The organism is Angustibacter aerolatus, from assembly GCF_054776675.1.
In genome coordinates, this window is the sequence record NZ_BAAHBM010000075.1 from 1 (window position 1) to 15,631 (window position 15,631).

Annotated in this window: 16 protein-coding genes; 2 read left to right on the forward strand and 14 right to left on the reverse strand. The window is 73.0% G+C overall.

Going from position 1 to position 15,631, the window contains the following annotated elements:
* The 9 genes from ACYVI6_RS14810 to ACYVI6_RS14850 form a co-directional block, all read right to left on the reverse strand.
* Positions 1–275: hypothetical protein (locus ACYVI6_RS14810; RefSeq protein WP_460447104.1), on the reverse strand; the 275-nt coding region annotated here is incomplete at its 3' end.
* Positions 272–844 carry an ABC transporter ATP-binding protein gene (locus tag ACYVI6_RS14815; protein ID WP_460447105.1) on the reverse strand — a complete coding sequence of 191 codons (573 nt, stop codon included), beginning with the start codon at positions 842–844 and terminating at the stop codon, positions 272–274. The genes ACYVI6_RS14810 and ACYVI6_RS14815, both read right to left, overlap by 4 nt.
* Positions 845–924: 80 nt before the next feature.
* Entirely contained in the window at positions 925–1,767 is an 843-nt protein-coding gene (locus ACYVI6_RS14820) for an amino acid ABC transporter ATP-binding protein (protein WP_460447106.1), read from the reverse strand.
* A gap of 1 nt (position 1,768) precedes the next feature.
* Complete coding sequence (locus tag ACYVI6_RS14825) at positions 1,769–2,740, reverse strand: amino acid ABC transporter permease (RefSeq protein WP_460447107.1); 972 nt, start codon at positions 2,738–2,740, stop codon at positions 1,769–1,771.
* On the reverse strand, positions 2,737–3,654 hold the full coding sequence (locus ACYVI6_RS14830) for an ABC transporter substrate-binding protein (protein ID WP_460447108.1): 918 nt from the start codon (positions 3,652–3,654) through the stop codon (positions 2,737–2,739). Before ACYVI6_RS14830 ends, ACYVI6_RS14825 begins: the two co-directional genes overlap by 4 nt.
* A gap of 135 nt (positions 3,655–3,789) precedes the next feature.
* Entirely contained in the window at positions 3,790–5,520 is a 1,731-nt protein-coding gene (locus ACYVI6_RS14835; protein WP_460447109.1) for a DUF7800 domain-containing protein, read from the reverse strand.
* Between the two features lie 26 nt (positions 5,521–5,546).
* A complete protein-coding gene (locus ACYVI6_RS14840) occupies positions 5,547–6,314 on the reverse strand; it encodes an amino acid ABC transporter ATP-binding protein (RefSeq protein ID WP_460447110.1) in 768 nt (255 codons plus the stop codon).
* Between the two features lies 1 nt (position 6,315).
* Entirely contained in the window at positions 6,316–6,987 is a 672-nt protein-coding gene (locus ACYVI6_RS14845) for an amino acid ABC transporter permease (protein ID WP_460447111.1), read from the reverse strand.
* Positions 6,987–7,814 carry a transporter substrate-binding domain-containing protein gene (locus ACYVI6_RS14850; protein WP_460447112.1) on the reverse strand — a complete coding sequence of 276 codons (828 nt, stop codon included), beginning with the start codon at positions 7,812–7,814 and terminating at the stop codon, positions 6,987–6,989. The genes ACYVI6_RS14845 and ACYVI6_RS14850 overlap by 1 nt, the downstream gene beginning before the upstream one ends.
* Positions 7,815–7,946: 132 nt before the next feature.
* Here ACYVI6_RS14850 and ACYVI6_RS14855 point away from each other — a divergent pair, with 132 nt between their 5' ends.
* Positions 7,947–8,915 (forward strand): zinc-binding dehydrogenase, encoded by a 969-nt coding sequence (locus ACYVI6_RS14855; protein WP_460447113.1) that lies wholly within the window; start codon positions 7,947–7,949, stop codon positions 8,913–8,915.
* Here the strand turns inward: ACYVI6_RS14855 and ACYVI6_RS14860 are convergent.
* Together ACYVI6_RS14860 and ACYVI6_RS14865 are read right to left on the reverse strand one after the other, a co-directional pair.
* Positions 8,902–9,639, reverse strand: a complete 738-nt coding sequence (locus ACYVI6_RS14860; RefSeq protein ID WP_460447114.1) for a PadR family transcriptional regulator — start codon at positions 9,637–9,639, stop codon at positions 8,902–8,904. The genes ACYVI6_RS14855 and ACYVI6_RS14860 overlap by 14 nt on opposite strands.
* Positions 9,636–10,484, reverse strand: a complete 849-nt coding sequence (locus tag ACYVI6_RS14865) for a DUF4097 family beta strand repeat-containing protein (protein ID WP_460447115.1) — start codon at positions 10,482–10,484, stop codon at positions 9,636–9,638. The genes ACYVI6_RS14860 and ACYVI6_RS14865 overlap by 4 nt, the downstream gene beginning before the upstream one ends.
* A 213-nt stretch (positions 10,485–10,697) precedes the next feature.
* Between ACYVI6_RS14865 and ACYVI6_RS14870 the strand changes: the two genes are divergently transcribed.
* Positions 10,698–11,261, forward strand: coding sequence for a hypothetical protein (locus tag ACYVI6_RS14870; RefSeq protein ID WP_460447116.1), 564 nt, complete (start codon positions 10,698–10,700; stop codon positions 11,259–11,261).
* A 120-nt stretch (positions 11,262–11,381) separates the two neighbouring features.
* Here ACYVI6_RS14870 and ACYVI6_RS14875 read toward each other — a convergent pair whose 3' ends face one another.
* From ACYVI6_RS14875 to ACYVI6_RS14885, 3 genes are all read right to left on the reverse strand, one after another.
* Positions 11,382–12,008: a GDSL-type esterase/lipase family protein gene (locus ACYVI6_RS14875; RefSeq protein ID WP_460447117.1), complete on the reverse strand. Its 627-nt coding sequence runs from the start codon at positions 12,006–12,008 to the stop codon at positions 11,382–11,384.
* 3 nt (positions 12,009–12,011) lie between these two features.
* The gene (locus tag ACYVI6_RS14880) at positions 12,012–12,188 is read right to left on the reverse strand and encodes a DUF6104 family protein (protein WP_460447118.1); all 177 of its coding nucleotides are present in this window, start codon (positions 12,186–12,188) and stop codon (positions 12,012–12,014) included.
* A gap of 2 nt (positions 12,189–12,190) precedes the next feature.
* Positions 12,191–15,631, reverse strand: a 3,441-nt coding sequence (locus ACYVI6_RS14885; protein WP_460447119.1) for a multifunctional oxoglutarate decarboxylase/oxoglutarate dehydrogenase thiamine pyrophosphate-binding subunit/dihydrolipoyllysine-residue succinyltransferase subunit, incomplete at its 5' end; no start/stop codon positions are given.

Genomic DNA, 15,631 nt, shown 5'->3' on the forward strand with positions numbered 1-15,631 from the left:
CGCTCGGCCAGCAGCCCGACGACGGCGAGGGCGACGGCCAGCGCAGGGTGGGCGGCGCCGGTCGACCGGGTGCCGACGTCGCCGAGGGCCCCGGCCGCCACCGGCTCGACGAGCGCCGCGTCGATCCCGACACCGAGCACCGCGACGTACAGGTTGCCGAGCGTCTCGCCGATCGGGCGCGCGGTGCCCGAGGTGCGGCGCGCGGCCCGCACCCAGCCGCGCAGCCGCCGCGCGGTCGGTGCCGTGGCTGCGGCCGCGGTCTGCGCCTCGCTCACGCCAGCTCGAGCACGAGGTCGGCCACGTGGTCGGTGAGCTCCCTGTCGTGGCTGGCCAGCACCACGCTCGTGCCGGCGTCGGCCAGGCTGCGCAGCCGCTCGCCGAGCCACTGCCGGCCGGCCGCGTCGAGCCGCTGCTCGGGCTCGTCGAGCAGCAGCAGCCCGGCCGGGCGCACCAGCACCGACGCCAGCGCCAGCCGGTGCCGCTGACCGCTCGACATGGTGAGCGGCAGCTGGCCGCCGCGCGATCCCAGCCCGACCTCGTCGAGCACCGCGTCGGCCCGCTCGGCGGGCTGCTCGACACCGAAGGCGCGGGCCAGCAGCTCGAGGTGCTCGCGCGCGGCGAGGTCGGGGAACGTGCCGACGTCGTCGAGCAGCACCGCGACCTCCCGCCGGGTCCACGGGTCGGACTCGTCGACGGCGCGGTCGCGCCAGGTCACGCTGCCGGCGTCGGGGTCGAGCACGCCGGCCAGCACCCGCAGCAGGGTGGTCTTGCCGCTGCCGTTGCTGCCGGCGAGCACCAGCACCTCGCCGGGCGCCACCTCGAGGTCGACGGTGTCGACCACCACCCGGCCACCGAACCGCTTGACCACACCCGCCGCGACCAGCCCGGCCGGCTCCGGCGCACGGGCAGACGCCCGCTTCGCGCTCAGGTCGTCGCCCCCGTCGAGGTGGCGCCGTGGTGCCCCTCGGCCTCCTCCTGCCGCATGCGGCGCAGGAACGAGCGGGTGCGCTCGTGCTGCGGGTCGTTGATCACGCGCTTCGGGTCGCCCTGCTCGACGACGACGCCGCCGTCCATGAACACCACGCGGTCGGCGACCTCGCGGGCGAACGACATCTCGTGCGTCACGACGACCATCGTCATGCCCGACTCGGCGAGGCCGCGCATCACCTGCAGCACCTCGCCGACCAGCTCGGGGTCGAGCGCCGAGGTCGGCTCGTCGAAGAGCATGAGCTTCGGCTCCATCGCCAGCGCGCGGGCGATCGCCACCCGCTGCTGCTGCCCACCCGACAGCTGCGAGGGGTAGGCGTCGCAGCGGTCACCCAGCCCGACGCGGTCGAGCAGGCTCTTGGCGCGCTCTCGCACGACGCCCTTCGGCTCGCCCTTCACCTGCACCGGTGCCTCGCACACGTTCTCGAGCGCCGTCATGTGCGGGAACAGGTTGAAGCGCTGGAACACCATGCCGATCTCGCGCCGCTGCGCCGCGATCGCCTTGTCGTGCAGGCGGTGCAGGCGCCCCTGCGGGTGCGACCTGGTCGGCTTCTCGGTGTAGCCCATGAGGTCGCCGTCGACCCAGATGCGGCCGCCGTCGATCGTCTCGAGCTGGTTGATGCAGCGCAGGAACGTCGTCTTGCCCGAGCCCGACGGCCCGAGCAGGCACACGACCTGCCCGGCGTCGACGTCGAGGTCGATGCCCTTCAGCACCTCGTTGCCGTGGAACGACTTGTGCACGTTCACCGCGTGCACCAGCGGCATCTGCTGCGTCGCCATGTCAGGCACCTCCCTGGCCGCCGACGGGCACCTGCACCCGGGGCTTCGAGGTCGCCCCGAAGCCACGGCCGAACTTCTGCTCCAGGAAGTACTGACCGACCATCATGATGCTGCTGATCAGCAGGTAGTAGAGCGTGGCCGCGATGTACGACGGCAGCAGCTCGTAGGTGCGCGAGCCGATCGAGGAGGTCTGGAAGAACAGCTCGGTGCTGACCGGGATGGCGATGAGCAGCGAGGTGTCCTTCACCATGGCGATCGCCTCGTTGCCGGTGGGCGGCACGATCACCCGCATCGCCTGCGGCAGCACGATCCGGCGCATCGTCCTGCCGCGGCTCATGCCGAGGGCCTCGGCGGCCTCGCGCTGGCCGTTGTCGACCGACAAGATCCCGGCGCGGGCGATCTCGGCCATGTACGCGGCCTCCGACAGGCCCAGGCCGATGATGCCGCCGATGACCCCGCTGAAGATCGCGTTCGCGTCGAACGTGTGCAGCCGCAGGCTGCCGTCGACGCCGAGCCACCCGAGGATCTGCTGGTCGAACGGGACGCCGATCGCCAGGCCCTTGGTGAACAGGATGCCGAGCGCGCCCATGATCGTGAGCAGCACCAGGCGCGGGATGCCCCGGAAGAACCAGGTGAACACCCACGCGACCGACGACAGCACCGGGTTCGGCGACAGCCGCATCACCGCGAGCAGCACGCCGAACACCACGCCGATGACCATCGAGCCGATCGTCGCGACGATGGTGCCCTTCAGCAGGCCCTCGATGACCGGCTGCTGGTTCATGATCTCGAACACGAACGGCCAGTTGTAGGCGTCGTTCGTGACGAGCATGTGGACGAGCATCGCCACCAGCACGGCGATCACCGCGATGGCGATCCAGCGGCTGGGGTGCCGCACGGGCACCGCGTCGATCGCCCCCGGCCGGTCGTCGGACCGGCCGGGGGCGACGCGCGAGGAGTCGGTGGTGCTCACGAGACGTCGGGGTTGACCTCGAAGTTCGAGATCGCGCCGTCCTCAACGCCCCAGTTCTCGAGCGCCGACTTGTACGTGCCGTCCTGGTCGAGCGACTGCAGCGCCTTCACGATCGCGTCGCCGAACTGCGTGCCGTCCTTGGGCAGCACGTAGCCGTAGGGGGCGGCGTCGTACACGTCGCCCAGGGTCTCGAGCTTGCCCTTGGACTGCTTGGCGGCGAAGGCGGCGACGGGGGAGTCGGCCAGCATCGCGTCGGCCTTGCCGCTGGCCACGGCCGCGGTCGCCTGGTCCTGACCGGTGTAGACCAGCACGTCGATCTTCGGCTTGCCGGCGGTGGTGCAGGCCTTCTGCCGCTTCGGCAGGTCGTCCTCCTGCTGCACGGTGCCCTTCTGCACGGCGATCTTCTTGCCGCAGGCGGCCTCGGGGTCGATCTTCTTCGGGTTGCCGGCGGCGGTGGCCCACTGGGTGCCCGCGTTGTAGTAGCTGACCATCGTGGCCTGCTGCTCGCGCTCGGAGTTCACGGTGAACGAGGACACGCCCACGTCGTACTTGCCGCCCTGGACGCCGGTGATGATCGTGTCGAAGTTGGCCGGCACGAACTCGACCTCGACGCCGAGCTTCTGGCCGACGGCCTTGAACAGGTCGACGTCGAAGCCCTGCACGGTCTTGCCGTCGCCGGCGAGGAACTCGCTCGGGGCGTACGACGCGTCGGTGCCGACGACGATCTTCTTGGCGCTCTGCACCTTCTGGGGCAGCTGGGAGGTGAGCGCGGCGTCGCTGCTCGCGGACGACACGGTGCCGGACGGCTGGGCGCCGGCGTCGTTCGAGAGCGAGTCGGACCCGCAGGCAGTCAGGGCCAGGGCGGCCGCACCCGTCACGACGACGGCTGCGACACGGCTGGGACGACGGAACACAGAGGACCTCCAAGGGGGCGTTGACCGCCCCGGTCGGCACGGAAGGTGTCAGGGGGCATGGTGCCACCGGCGCGGGCGGCCGTCAGGCCACCCCGCCGATCGTGACCTCTTCGCGTCCGAGCGACCCCGGACGGCTCAGCGGGTGAGCGCGCGGGTGAGGGTGCGGTCGAGCACCTGCGCGCCGCCGACGACGCGCGCGTGCTCGACCTCGACCGAGGCCTCGCGCCCCTTCGTCACCACCGTCATGACGCCGTTGTCGAACCAGGGGCCGTGGCCGACGTCCCAGGTGATCGGCGGGTCGACGACGCCGGCCCGCCGCGCCAGCCAGCCGAGGGCGCCCGCCACCCTGGGCCGCTCGAGCAGCCGGTTCGCGACCCGGATCCAGGGCTCGAGCGGGTTGCGGAACGGCGACATGGTGAGCTGGTGCAGCGCCGTCCGGTCGGGGTCGACGCCCTCGACGCGCGCCTCGGCGAGGTAGGAGCAGTGCACGTCGCCCGAGAGCCACAGCACGGACGCCGGCGACCCGCCGTCCGGGTCGGGGGCCGCGACCTCCTGCACCAGGCCGACCATCGCGTCGAACGAGTTCCGGAACGCGGCCCAGTGCTCGAGGTCGACGGCGAGCCGCAGCTTCTCGCCGACCCGCTCGCCGCGCCGGCCCCAGGCGCCCTCGGCGATCGCCTCGTCGAAGCCCTCGAGGTGGTGGATGCCGTGCAGCAGCAGGAACGGCAGCGAGGTGCCGAGCAGCAGGTGGTCGACGCCGGGCGCGGTGGCCTGCTCGTGCACCCACTTCCACTCGCGGTCGTCGACCATCGCGCGGTGCCCCGGCTGCAGCGAGCGCGAGCAGCGCGAGTCGATGACGACGAGCCGGGTGCGGCCGAGGTCGCGGTGGAAGCTCCAGCGCGTGGTGCCCGGCTCGGCGTCGGCGCGGTCGGCCATCCGGGCGAGCAGGCGCTCGCGCTCGTCGTCCGACCCGGCGCCGAGCACCGCGCGGTACGTCGGGTCGTCGTCGAGGTCGTCGGGGGACAGGTTGCCCAGGTGCTGGTAGACCCAGTACGACGCCAGCGCGCCGCGCACCCGCGCCTGCCACCACGGCTCGCGGGTGACCTCCTCTCGCCACGACAGCGAGCTGTTCCAGTCGTCGCGCAGGTCGTGGTCGTCGAGCACCATGCAGGACGGCACGGTCGACAGCAGCCAGCGCACCGCCGGCGTCCGCCACGACTCGTGGTAGAGCCAGGCGTACTCCTCGAAGTCGACGATCTCCTCGGCCACCTCGCTGTCGCCCTCGACCCCCTCGTGCCGACGGGCGCCGGCCCGGCCGAGCCGCTGCAGCCGCTCGCGCAGCCGCGGGGACGGGTCGTCGGCGTACACCTGGTCGCCGGCGAGCAGCAGCAGGTCGGGCCAGCCGGTGGTGTCGCCGGTCGGGTCCTCGGCCGAGCCGCCGGCGCTCATCCGCTGGGCCAGCGCGACGAGCGCGTCGGCGCCGACCGACCGCAGGCTCGAGCGGTCGAAGGGCGCAGCCCGCCGGCACGAGCCGAACGCGAGCCGCAGCTCGGCGCCGTCGTCGCCCACGGTGCGCACGACGCTCGGCGGCAGCACCCCACCCGGCTCGGGCCACGCGGTCGCGCCGTCGAGGTGCACCTCGTACGGCGTGGTGGTGCCCGGCCGCAGCCCCTCGACGACGACCAGCGCGTAGTGGTGCCCGTGCACGCCCCAGGTGCGTGCTCGGTGGCCCAGCACCTCGACCTCGCAGGGCCGGTCGGTCTCGACCCACACCGTCGCGGTCGTGCGGTCGACGTGCCGCAGCATCGGCCCGAGCACCAGGCGCGGGACGTCGTGCGGGTTCGCGGGCGCCTGGTTCGTCGTCACCGCCCGTTCCTACCAGGGATCGCCGGCTACAGCGGGTCGAGGACGCGCTGCAGGAAGCGCTTCGTGCGCTCCTCCTGCGGGTTGCCCAGGACGTCACGGGGCGCGCCGCGCTCGACCACGACCCCGCCGTCGAGGAACAGCGCCTGGTCGGCGACCTGCTGGGCGAACCGCATCTCGTGGGTCACGACGAGCATCGTCCAGCCCTCGGTGGCCAGGTCGCGCATGACGGCGAGCACCTCGCCGACCAGCTCGGGGTCGAGCGCCGACGTCGGCTCGTCGAAGAGCATCAGCTCGGGGCGGATCGCCAGTGCCCGCGCGATGCCCACGCGCTGCTGCTGCCCGCCGGAGAGCTGGTACGGGTAGCTGCTCTCCTTGCCGGCCAGGCCGACCCGCGCCAGCAGCCTGGTCGCCTCCTCGCGCGCCTCGGTCCGGTCGCGGCCCTGCACCAGCAGCGGCCCGGCCGTCACGTTGTCGAGCACGCTCAGGTGCGGGAAGAGGTTGTGCCCCTGGAAGACCATGCCGCTGCGCGCCCGCAGCCGGGCCGGGTCCTTCTTGCCGACGCCGGCCGTGAAGTCGAGCTCGACGTCGCCGACCCGCACCACCCCGGCGTCCGGCGTCTCGAGCACGTTCACCGAGCGCAGCAGCGTCGTCTTGCCCGACCCCGACGGCCCGATGAGCACGGTCACCGAGCCGCGGTCGACGGTCAGGTCGATGCCGCGCAGCACCTGGTTGTCGCCGAAGGCCTTGTGCAGCCCCCGGACCTCGAGCAGCGGCCTGGTCTCGTCGTCAGTCAACTCACACCGCCACGTACCGGTCGAGTCGCGTCTCGAGACGCGACTGGGTGAACGAGAGGCCGAGGCACACGACCCAGTAGTACAGGGCCGCGACGCCGTACAGCGCGAAGAACTGGTACGTCGGCGCCGCGACCTCCTGCGCCTTGCGGAACAGCTCGACCACCTGGATGGTCGAGGCCAGCGAGGTGTCCTTCACCAGCGAGATGAAGGTGTTGGACAGCGGCGGGACCGCGACGCGGGCCGCCTGCGGCAGCACCACCCGGCGCAGCGTCGTCGTGTACCCCATGCCGACGGTCGAGGCGGCCTCCCACTGCCCGCGCGGCACGGCGAGGATCGCGGCGCGCACCACCTCGCTGCCGTAGCCGCCGACGTTCAGCGAGAACGCGATGATCGCGCTGGGGAACGGGTCGATCGTCGCGCCGAGCGACGGCAGGCCGTAGTAGATGATGAACAGCTGCAGCAGCAGCGGCGTGCCGCGGATCACCGACACGAAGAACCGGGCCACCGCCTGCAGCGGCCCGATCGGCGACAGCCGCATGAGCGCCACCACCAGCGCCAGCACCAGGCCGATCGCGAACGAGATCAGCGTGAGCGGGATCGTGCCCTTGATCAGCCCCCCGAGCAGCGGCAGCAGCGACTCGCGGACCAGCTGCAGGGTGGGGTGGCCGTCCATCAGCTCGCGCTGGACGGGCTCGGCGAGGCCGACGCACCCACCGCCGCGTCGCCGGAGACGTCCTGCCCGAAGTACTTGTCGCTGATCTGCTCGAGGGTGCCGTTCTGCTGCAACGTCTTCAGCGCGCCGTCGACCTGGCCGGCGAGCGGGTCGCCCTTGCGGAAGACGAACGCCTGCTTGGTCACGTCGTCGGTCTGCACGGCGATCTTCACGCTCGTGTCACCGGTGCTCTTCAGGTAGTCGAGCACCGCGAGCGAGTCGTTGAACGTGATGGGCGCGCGCTTCTGCTTCAGCTCGGCGACGGCCTGCGTGAAGCCCTCGACCGTGTAGGGCTTCGCACCCGCGGCCTTCGCGAAGTCGTTGAAGCTGCTGGTGGCCGACTGCGGCGAGCGCTTGCCCTTCACGTCGGCCAGCGTCTTCACCGAGTCGTCGTCGGAGCGGGTGACCACGACCGCGGTCGAGACGGTGTACGGCGTCGAGAACGAGTAGAGCTTCTCGCGCTCGGGGTTCACCGTGACCTGGTTGGCGATCATGTCGAACCGCTTGGCCTGCATGCCGGCGAAGATGGTGTCGAAGGTGACCTCGTTGAACTTGGCCTCCTTGCCCAGCTGCTTCGCGACGGCGCGGGCGATCTCGACGTCGTAGCCGGTGAGCTCGTTCGTCTTGGGGTCGTGGAACGAGAACGGCGCGTACGTGCCCTCGGTGCCGATGGTGAGCGCACCGCCGCTGCCGCCGCTGCCCCCGGACGACGAGTCGCTGCCGCCGCACGCAGCCGCGAGCCCTCCGACGAGCAGGGCGGCGGTGACGAGCGAGACCTTGCGGAGCATGGGTGGTGCCTGCTTTCGGGGTGGGCGGTCGCGAGTGGCGTCCCAACGGTAGGTCGCGCCGCTCGGACCGGCGCGCTGCGACCGGGTCCGTCCGCATGGTGGGACGCGGCACCGACGGCCTAGGCTCCGAGCATGCTCGCCGTCACCGCTGCCGGGGCCTCCGCCGACGACCCGCTCTCCGTCCTCGAGGTGGGGGAGCGGCCACGCCCCGACGTCCCCGACGGCTGGGCCCGGGTGCGGGTGCGGGCCGCGGCGCTGAACCAGCACGACCTGTGGAGCCTGCGCGGCGTCGGCCTGCGCGCCGACCGGCTGCCGATGACGCTCGGGTGCGACGCCGCCGGGGTCGACGACGAGGGTCGCGAGGTCGTGGTGCACGCCGTCGTCAGCGACCCCGACTGGCGCGACGACGAGACGCTCGACCCGCGCCGCACGCTGCTCAGCGAGCTGCACCAGGGCACGTTCGCCGACGAGGTCGTGGTGCCGCGGCGCAACCTCGTGCCCAAGCCGGCCGGGCTGTCGTTCGAGCAGGCCGCCTGCCTGCCGACGGCCTGGCTCACGGCGTACCGGATGCTCCTCACGCAGTCGGGGGCGGCGCCCGGCTCGACCGTGCTGGTGCAGGGCGCCGGCGGCGGCGTGGCCACCGCCGCGATCGCGATCGGCCGCGCCGCCGGCTACCGGGTGTGGGTCACCAGCCGCGACGAGGCCAAGCGCGCCCGCGCCGTCGAGCTCGGCGCCGACCAGGCCTTCGAGACCGGCGCCCGGCTGCCCGATCGGGTCGACGCCGTCCTCGAGACCGTCGGCGAGGCGACCTGGGAGCACTCGCTGAAGGCGCTGCGTCCCGGCGGCACCGTCGTCGTCTCCGGCGCCACCAGCGGTTCGAGGGCCGTCACCGAGCTGAACCGGGTCTTCTTCCTGCAGCTGCGGGTGGTCGGCTCGACCATGGGCACCCGCGCCGAGCTCGAGCGGCTGGTGCGGTTCTGCGAGACCACCGGCACGCGGCCGGTCGTCGACTCGGTGCTGCCGATGGCGTCGGCCCGCGAGGGGTTCGAGAAGCTCCTCGCGGGCGACGTCTTCGGCAAGGTCGTGCTCACCCGTCCGTAGACCGACCCCCGTCGGCACCGTCGGCACCGTCGGCACCGTCGTCGGCGCCGTCGCGAGCGGGCGGCGGGGGCGGCGGGGTCGGCGAGGTCGGCGAGGTCGGCGGGGTCGGTCGGTCGCGCCCGGCCAGCGCCTCGTCGATCCGCCCGAGCGCGTCGTCCAGCGCCTGCTGCACCCGCCGCACGGTGTCCTCGTCGAGGTGGTCGCGCGCCGACCGCACGGCCCCGCGGGCCCGGAGGCGGAAGTCCGCGATCGACGTCTCGACGTCGGCCCAGCCCGGTCCGGTCTTGGCCCCGCGCTGCGCGCGCTGCCGGCCGTCGCCGGCGTCGCGGGCGGTGCGCCGGGCCTCGCGGGCGGCGTCGGCCAGCTCGGCCCGCAGCTCCTGCGCGCTGCCGCGCACCTGCTGACGCACCTGGTCGGCCATCCGGTGCAGCGAGTGGGTGAGCTCGACCTCCAGCTCGTCGACCTCCGAGCGGCGCGCCGCCACCTCGGCCCGGCCGGCGTCGGTGATCCGGTACACGGCCTTGCGCCCCTCGTCCTCGCGGGTCACCAGGCCCTCCTCCTCGAGGCGGGCCAGGCGCGGGTAGACGGTGCCGGCGCTCGGCGCGTACAGCCCCTCGAAGCGCTCCTCCAGTGCGCGGATCACCTCGTAGCCGTGCCGCGGCGCCTCCGCCAGCAGCACGAGCAGGTACAGGCGCAGCTGGCCGTGGGCGAAGACGGGGCTCATGCCGGTGCCTCCATGCCCGCGGCCGGGCCTGCGTCCGGCGTCCGGCCGCGCAGCAGGGTGATCGAGCCGCTCACGGTGGTCGCGACGACCCGCACCGACTCGTCGCCGTCGATCGCCCGGCCGCCCTTGGCGCCCGGCTCGCCGCGCAGCCGCTGGCCGTCGGCCACCACCTGCCCGCTCACGCTGCGCGCCTCGAGCCGGTAGCCCGCCGGGCCAGGGATGCGGACGACGAGGTCGCCCGACACGCTCTTGAGCTCGACCTCGCTGGGTGCCGACGCCAGGTCGACCACCAGCTCGCCCGAGACGGTCTTCACCGACAGGCTGGGCAGCTCGGCGGCGCTCACGGTGAGCGAGCCGCTGACCGTGTTGCCGCGCAGCGGGCCGTGCTGATCGCGCACGTCGATCCGCCCGCTGATGGTGTGCGACTCGACCGGCCCGTGCACGCCGTCGACCACGAGCTCGCCCGACACCGTGCGCACCGAGGCCGCCGCGTGCAACCCGTGCAGCAGCCCGTCGGCCTGCACCGTCGAGATGCGGACGGCGGTGCCGCGGGGCACCTGCACGGTCACCTCGGCGCGGTCGTCGCGCTGCACGGCGGCCCGCAGCGTCTCCAGCAGCCCGCTCCAGCTCTGGTGCGGGTGCGCGATCTCGAGCCGCCCCTCGCCCCAGGTGACCTGCAGCGGCCGCCCGCGCACGCCGGCGACCTCGACGTCCGCCGTGTCGCCGTCGTGCGCCACCACGTCGATCCGGCCGTTGACCAGCCCGATCACCAGCTCGCGCACGGGCTCGTCGGCCCCGCCCACCTCGATGACCTTCGGGCCACCGACCTCCCACTGCTCAGCCATCGTCGCTCCCTCGTTCGAGATGCATCGCGTTCGGAGCGCTCACGATATGTCGCGTCTCGACGCAGGTCAAGATGCATCGCGAGTTCGCGCGCGAACCGGTGCGCCCGACCGGGTGGCGCGGCGCGCCGGGGTGTAACACGGCGCTCACCGACCGCGATGGAGCCCCTGAACCGTCACCGAGGTGCCGCACCCGGCACCACCCGAGGAGTCCTCGTGACCCGTCCGTCCCGCCGCGCCGCCGCCGTCCTGGTCGCGCTCTCCGTCACCGCCGGCCCGATCGCGCTGGCCGGCCCCGCGTCCGCCGGCTCGCACGCCGGCGAGGGCGGCTCGTCGTCCTGCACCGTCACCGCCGCGCAGCGCGTCGTGCTGCGCGACGAGCGCACCGCCCTGCGGCACGAGCTGGCCGGCCACAAGCCGACCAAGGCCGAGAAGAAGGCCCTCCGCGCGGCCGTCGACCAGCTGGTCGACGCGGCGGAGGACGCCAAGCTGACCGACGAGCAGCGCGCCGCCCTGAAGGCCCGCCGCACGACCCTGCACGAGCAGCTCGAGGCCGCCACCACCGCCGAGGCCCGCGTGGCGATCCGCGCCGAGCTGAAGGCCGTCCGCGCCGAGCTGAAGGCCGGCAGGCTGTCGGGCAAGGAGGTCAAGGCCCTGCGCGCCCAGGCCAAGGCCCTCCGCGTCGCCCTGCGCGCCAAGCCCACCAAGGCCGAGCGCGCCACCATCAAGGCCCGGCTCAAGGTGATCACCACCGAGCTGGCCTGCCGCACCGAGGGCTGACCCCGCGGCGGTCCCACACCACGCCGACCCCCGCCGAGTTGCCGCTTCCGGAGGTCCGGACACCGATCCGGACCCCGTCACGTGGCAGCTCGGCGGGGGTCGCGCTGCGTGCAGGGGGTGTCAGACCTCGACGTCGAGCCAGCGGGCCCAGCCGCCGTGCAGCACCAGCCAGGCGAGCAGCCCGTAGCCGGCCTGGCCCGGGTGCACGCCGTCGCCGGCCTCGAGGTCGGCGTACCACTGGTCGTGCTGCAGCAGCGGCTCGAAGCAGTCGACGAACGGGATGCCGCGCCGCGAGCAGACGTCGCGCTGGGCGTCGGTCACGGTGCGGGTCGCGTCGTGGGTCGAGCGGTCGGCGGTGGGGGCGGGGCCGACGACGAACGGCTGCAGGCCCTCGGACGTCGCGTCGTCGAGCACGTTCGCCAGGTTCAGCCGGGTGCGGGCCAGCGAGATGCCGGCCCGCGGGTCGCCGGCACCCGTGGCGACGACGAGCCGGTTGTCGGCCTCGGCCGCCCAGCGCCGTCCGCACTCCTCGCGCCAGCGGGCCAGCACGCCGGACGACGTGTCGCCGCGCACCCCCAGCTCGTACACCGTGAGGTCGACCTGGTCGGCGGGCGTGCGCGCCGCGACGCGTCCCACCCAGCCGAGCGCCTTCGGGTCGCCGTAGCCGGTGACCGTCGAGCCGCCGACGACGCACAGCCGGACGTCGCGGGCCGCTCCGACCCCTCGTGCTGCAACGGGTTCAGTCATCGCTCACTCGTCGTCGTCGCCCAGGCGGGCCAGCCAGGTGGCGAAGCGCTCCACGGGCACCTCGAACTCGGGGTTGGCGTCGACGAACTCGCGCATGCGCTCGGCCAGCCAGGCGAGGCTGACCTCCTCCTCGCCACGCCGGGTCTCGAGCTCCTCGAGCCCGCGGTCGGTGAAGTACATCGTCAGCGGTCGAACGCCTGGGCCAGCAGGTCGCGCTGCTCCTGCTCGTGCTTCTTCGTCGAGCCGGCCGCGGGCGAGGCGGACGCCGGGCGCGAGGCCCGGTGCAGCGGCCGCCCGCCCAGGTGCTCGGGCAGGTGCAGCGCCATGTGCGGCCACGGCCCCATGTTCGCCGGCTCCTGCTGGGCGAACACGACCTGCGCCTGCGGGTAGCGGGCCAGCTCGGCGAGGATCGCGTCGACCGGCAGCGGCGCCAGCTGCTCGACCCGCACGATCGCGGTGCGGGTGTCGCCGCGGCGCTCGCGCTCGGCCAGCAGGTCCCAGGTGATCTTGCCCGAGCACATCACCACGCGGTCGACCTGCGCGGCGTCGACCGACTCGTCGGGGATGACCGTGCGGAACTCGCCGGTGGTGAAGTCCTCCGGCGCGCTCACCGCCGCCTTCAGCCGCAGCATCGACTTCGGCGTGCACACCACCAGCGGACGGCGCGGCCTGGCGTACGCCTGCCGGCGCAGCAGGTGGAAGTACGACGCCGGCGAGCTGGGCATCGCCACCGTCATGTTGTCCTCGGCGCACATCTGCAGGAAGCGCTCGATGCGGGCCGAGGAGTGGTCGGGGCCCTGACCCTCGTAGCCGTGCGGCAGCAGCAGCACGACCGAGGAGTGCTGGCCCCACTTCTGCTCCGACGCCGAGATGAACTCGTCGATGATGGTCTGGGCGCCGTTCACGAAGTCGCCGAACTGCGCCTCCCACAGCACCAGCGCGTCCGGCCGCTCGACCGAGTAGCCGTACTCGAAGCCCATCGCCGCGAACTCCGACAGCAGCGAGTCGTAGACCCAGAACCTGGCCTGGTCCTCGCTCAGGTACAGCAGCGGCGTCCACTCCTCGCCGGTGCGCTTGTCGATGAGCACCGAGTGGCGCTGCACGAACGTGCCGCGCCGCGAGTCCTGGCCGGCCAGCCGCACCGGCGTCTGCTCGAGCAGCAGCGAGCCGAAGGCGATCAGCTCGCCCATCGCCCAGTCGATGCCGCCCTCGCGCACCATCGCGGCGCGCTTGTCCATGAGCTGGCGCAGCTTCGGGTGCACCTCGAAGCCCTCCGGCGTCGCGACGAACGCGTCACCGACCCGCTGTAGCACCTCCTGGGAGATCGCCGACGGGCGGCCGTCGGTGCGGGCGGCGTCCTCGGTCTGCGCGCGGGGCTTCTCCAGCGTCGTCCGGGAGTCGACCTCGCCCTGCTCGCCCTGGCCGCGGGTGGCCTCGCGGGTCTCGGTGAAGACCCGCTCCAGCTGCTGCTGGTAGTCGCGCAGCGCGGCCTCGGCGTCCTCGACCGTGATGTCGCCGCGGCCGATGAGCGACTCGGTGTAGAGCTTGCGGACGCTGCGCTTCGCCTCGATGAGCCGGTACATCAGCGGCTGCGTCATCGACGGGTCGTCGCCCTCGTTGTGGCCGCGACGGCGGTAGCAGACCATGTCGATGACGACGTCCTTGCCGAACTCCTGACGGAACTCGAACGCCAGCTCGGCGACGCGGACGCACGCCTCCGGGTCGTCGCCGTTCACGTGGAAGATCGGCGCCTGGATCATCCGCGCGACGTCGGTCGAGTAGAACGACGAGCGCGAGGCGGACGGCGAGGTCGTGAACCCCACCTGGTTGTTGATGACCACGTGGATGGTGCCGCCGGTGCGGTACCCGCGCAGCTGCGAGAGGTTCAGCGTCTCAGCGACCACGCCCTGGCCGGCGAACGCGGCGTCGCCGTGCAGCAGCACCGGCAGCACGGTGAACGCCTCGCCGCCGAGGTCGAGCCGGTCCTGCTTGGCGCGCACGATGCCCTCGAGCACCGGGTCGACCGCCTCGAGGTGGCTCGGGTTCGCGGCGAGGTAGACCTTCGTCTCCGCGCCGTGCTCGGCCGTGTACTTGCCCTCGGTGCCGAGGTGGTACTTCACGTCGCCGGAGCCCTGCACCGAGCGCGGGTCCTGGGTGCCCTCGAACTCGCGGAAGATCTGCGCGTACGACTTGCCGGCGATGTTGGCCAGCACGTTCAGCCGGCCGCGGTGCGGCATGCCGATGCAGACCTCGTCCATCTGCTCGTCGGCCGCCCGCCCGAGGATGCGGTCGAGCAGCGCGATCACCGACTCGCCGCCCTCGAGGCTGAACCGCTTCTGCCCCACGAACTTCGTCTGCAGGAACGTCTCGAACGCCTCGGCCGCGTTGAGCCGCCGCAGGATCCGCAGCTGCTCCTCGGGCGAGGTCTTGGCGTAGGGCCGCTCGACCTTGCTCTGGATCCAGCGCCGCTGCTCGGGGTCCTGGATGTGCATGTACTCGATGCCGACGGTGCGGCAGTAGGAGTCGCGCAGCACGCCGAGGATGTGACGCAGCTTCATGAGCGGCTTGCCGCCGAACCCGCCGGTGGGGAACTCGCGCTCGAGGTCCCAGAGGCTCAGCCCGTGCTGCAGCACGTCGAGGTCGGGGTGGCGGCGCTGGCGGTACTCGAGCGGGTCGGTGTCGGCCATCAGGTGACCGCGCACCCGGTAGGCGTGGATCAGCTCCTGCACCCGCGCCGACTTCGTGACGTCGTCGTCGTGGCTGGCGGAGATGTCGCGCACCCAGCGCACCGGCTCGTACGGGATGCGCAGCGAGCGGAAGATCTCGTCGTAGAAGCCGTCCTCGCCCAGCAGCAGCTGGTGGACGCGGCGCAGGAAGTCGCCGGACTGCGCGCCCTGGATCACCCGGTGGTCGTACGTCGAGGTGAGGGTCAGGATCTTCGAGATCGCGCTGCGGGCCAGGGTCTCCTCGCTCGCGCCCTGCCACTCGGCGGGGTACTCGAGCGAGCCGACGCCGACGATCGTGCCCTGGCCCTGCATGAGCCGCGGCACCGAGTGGTTGGTGCCGATCGTGCCCGGGTTCGTCAGGCTGATCGTGGTGCCGGCGAAGTCGTCGGCCGTCAGCTTGCCGGCGCGCGCCCGGCGCACGACGTCCTCGTAGCTCGTCCAGAACTGCGCGAAGTCGAGCGTGTCGGCGGCCTTGATGCTCGGCACCAGCAGGGTGCGGCTGCCGTCGGGCTTCTGCAGGTCGATCGCCAGCCCCAGCCCGACGTGCTCGGGCGCGAGCAGCGCCGGCTTGCCGTCGACCTCGGCGAAGGCGCGGTTCATCTCCGGCATCGCCGCGACGGCCTTGACCACCGCGTAGCCGATGAGGTGCGTGAACGACACCTTGCCGCCGCGGCTGCGCTTGAGGTGGCTGTTGACCACGATGCGGTTGTCGATGAGCAGCTTGGCCGGCACCGCGCGGACGCTGGTGGCCGTCGGCACGCCGAGGCTGGCCTCCATGTTGCTCACCACGCGCGCCGCCGCGCCACGCAGCGGGGTGCGCTCGACGCCGTCGGACGGCGCGGTCGCGGGCGGCGCGGCCGGGGCGCCCGCCGGCACCGGCTGACGCTGCGGGCCGCC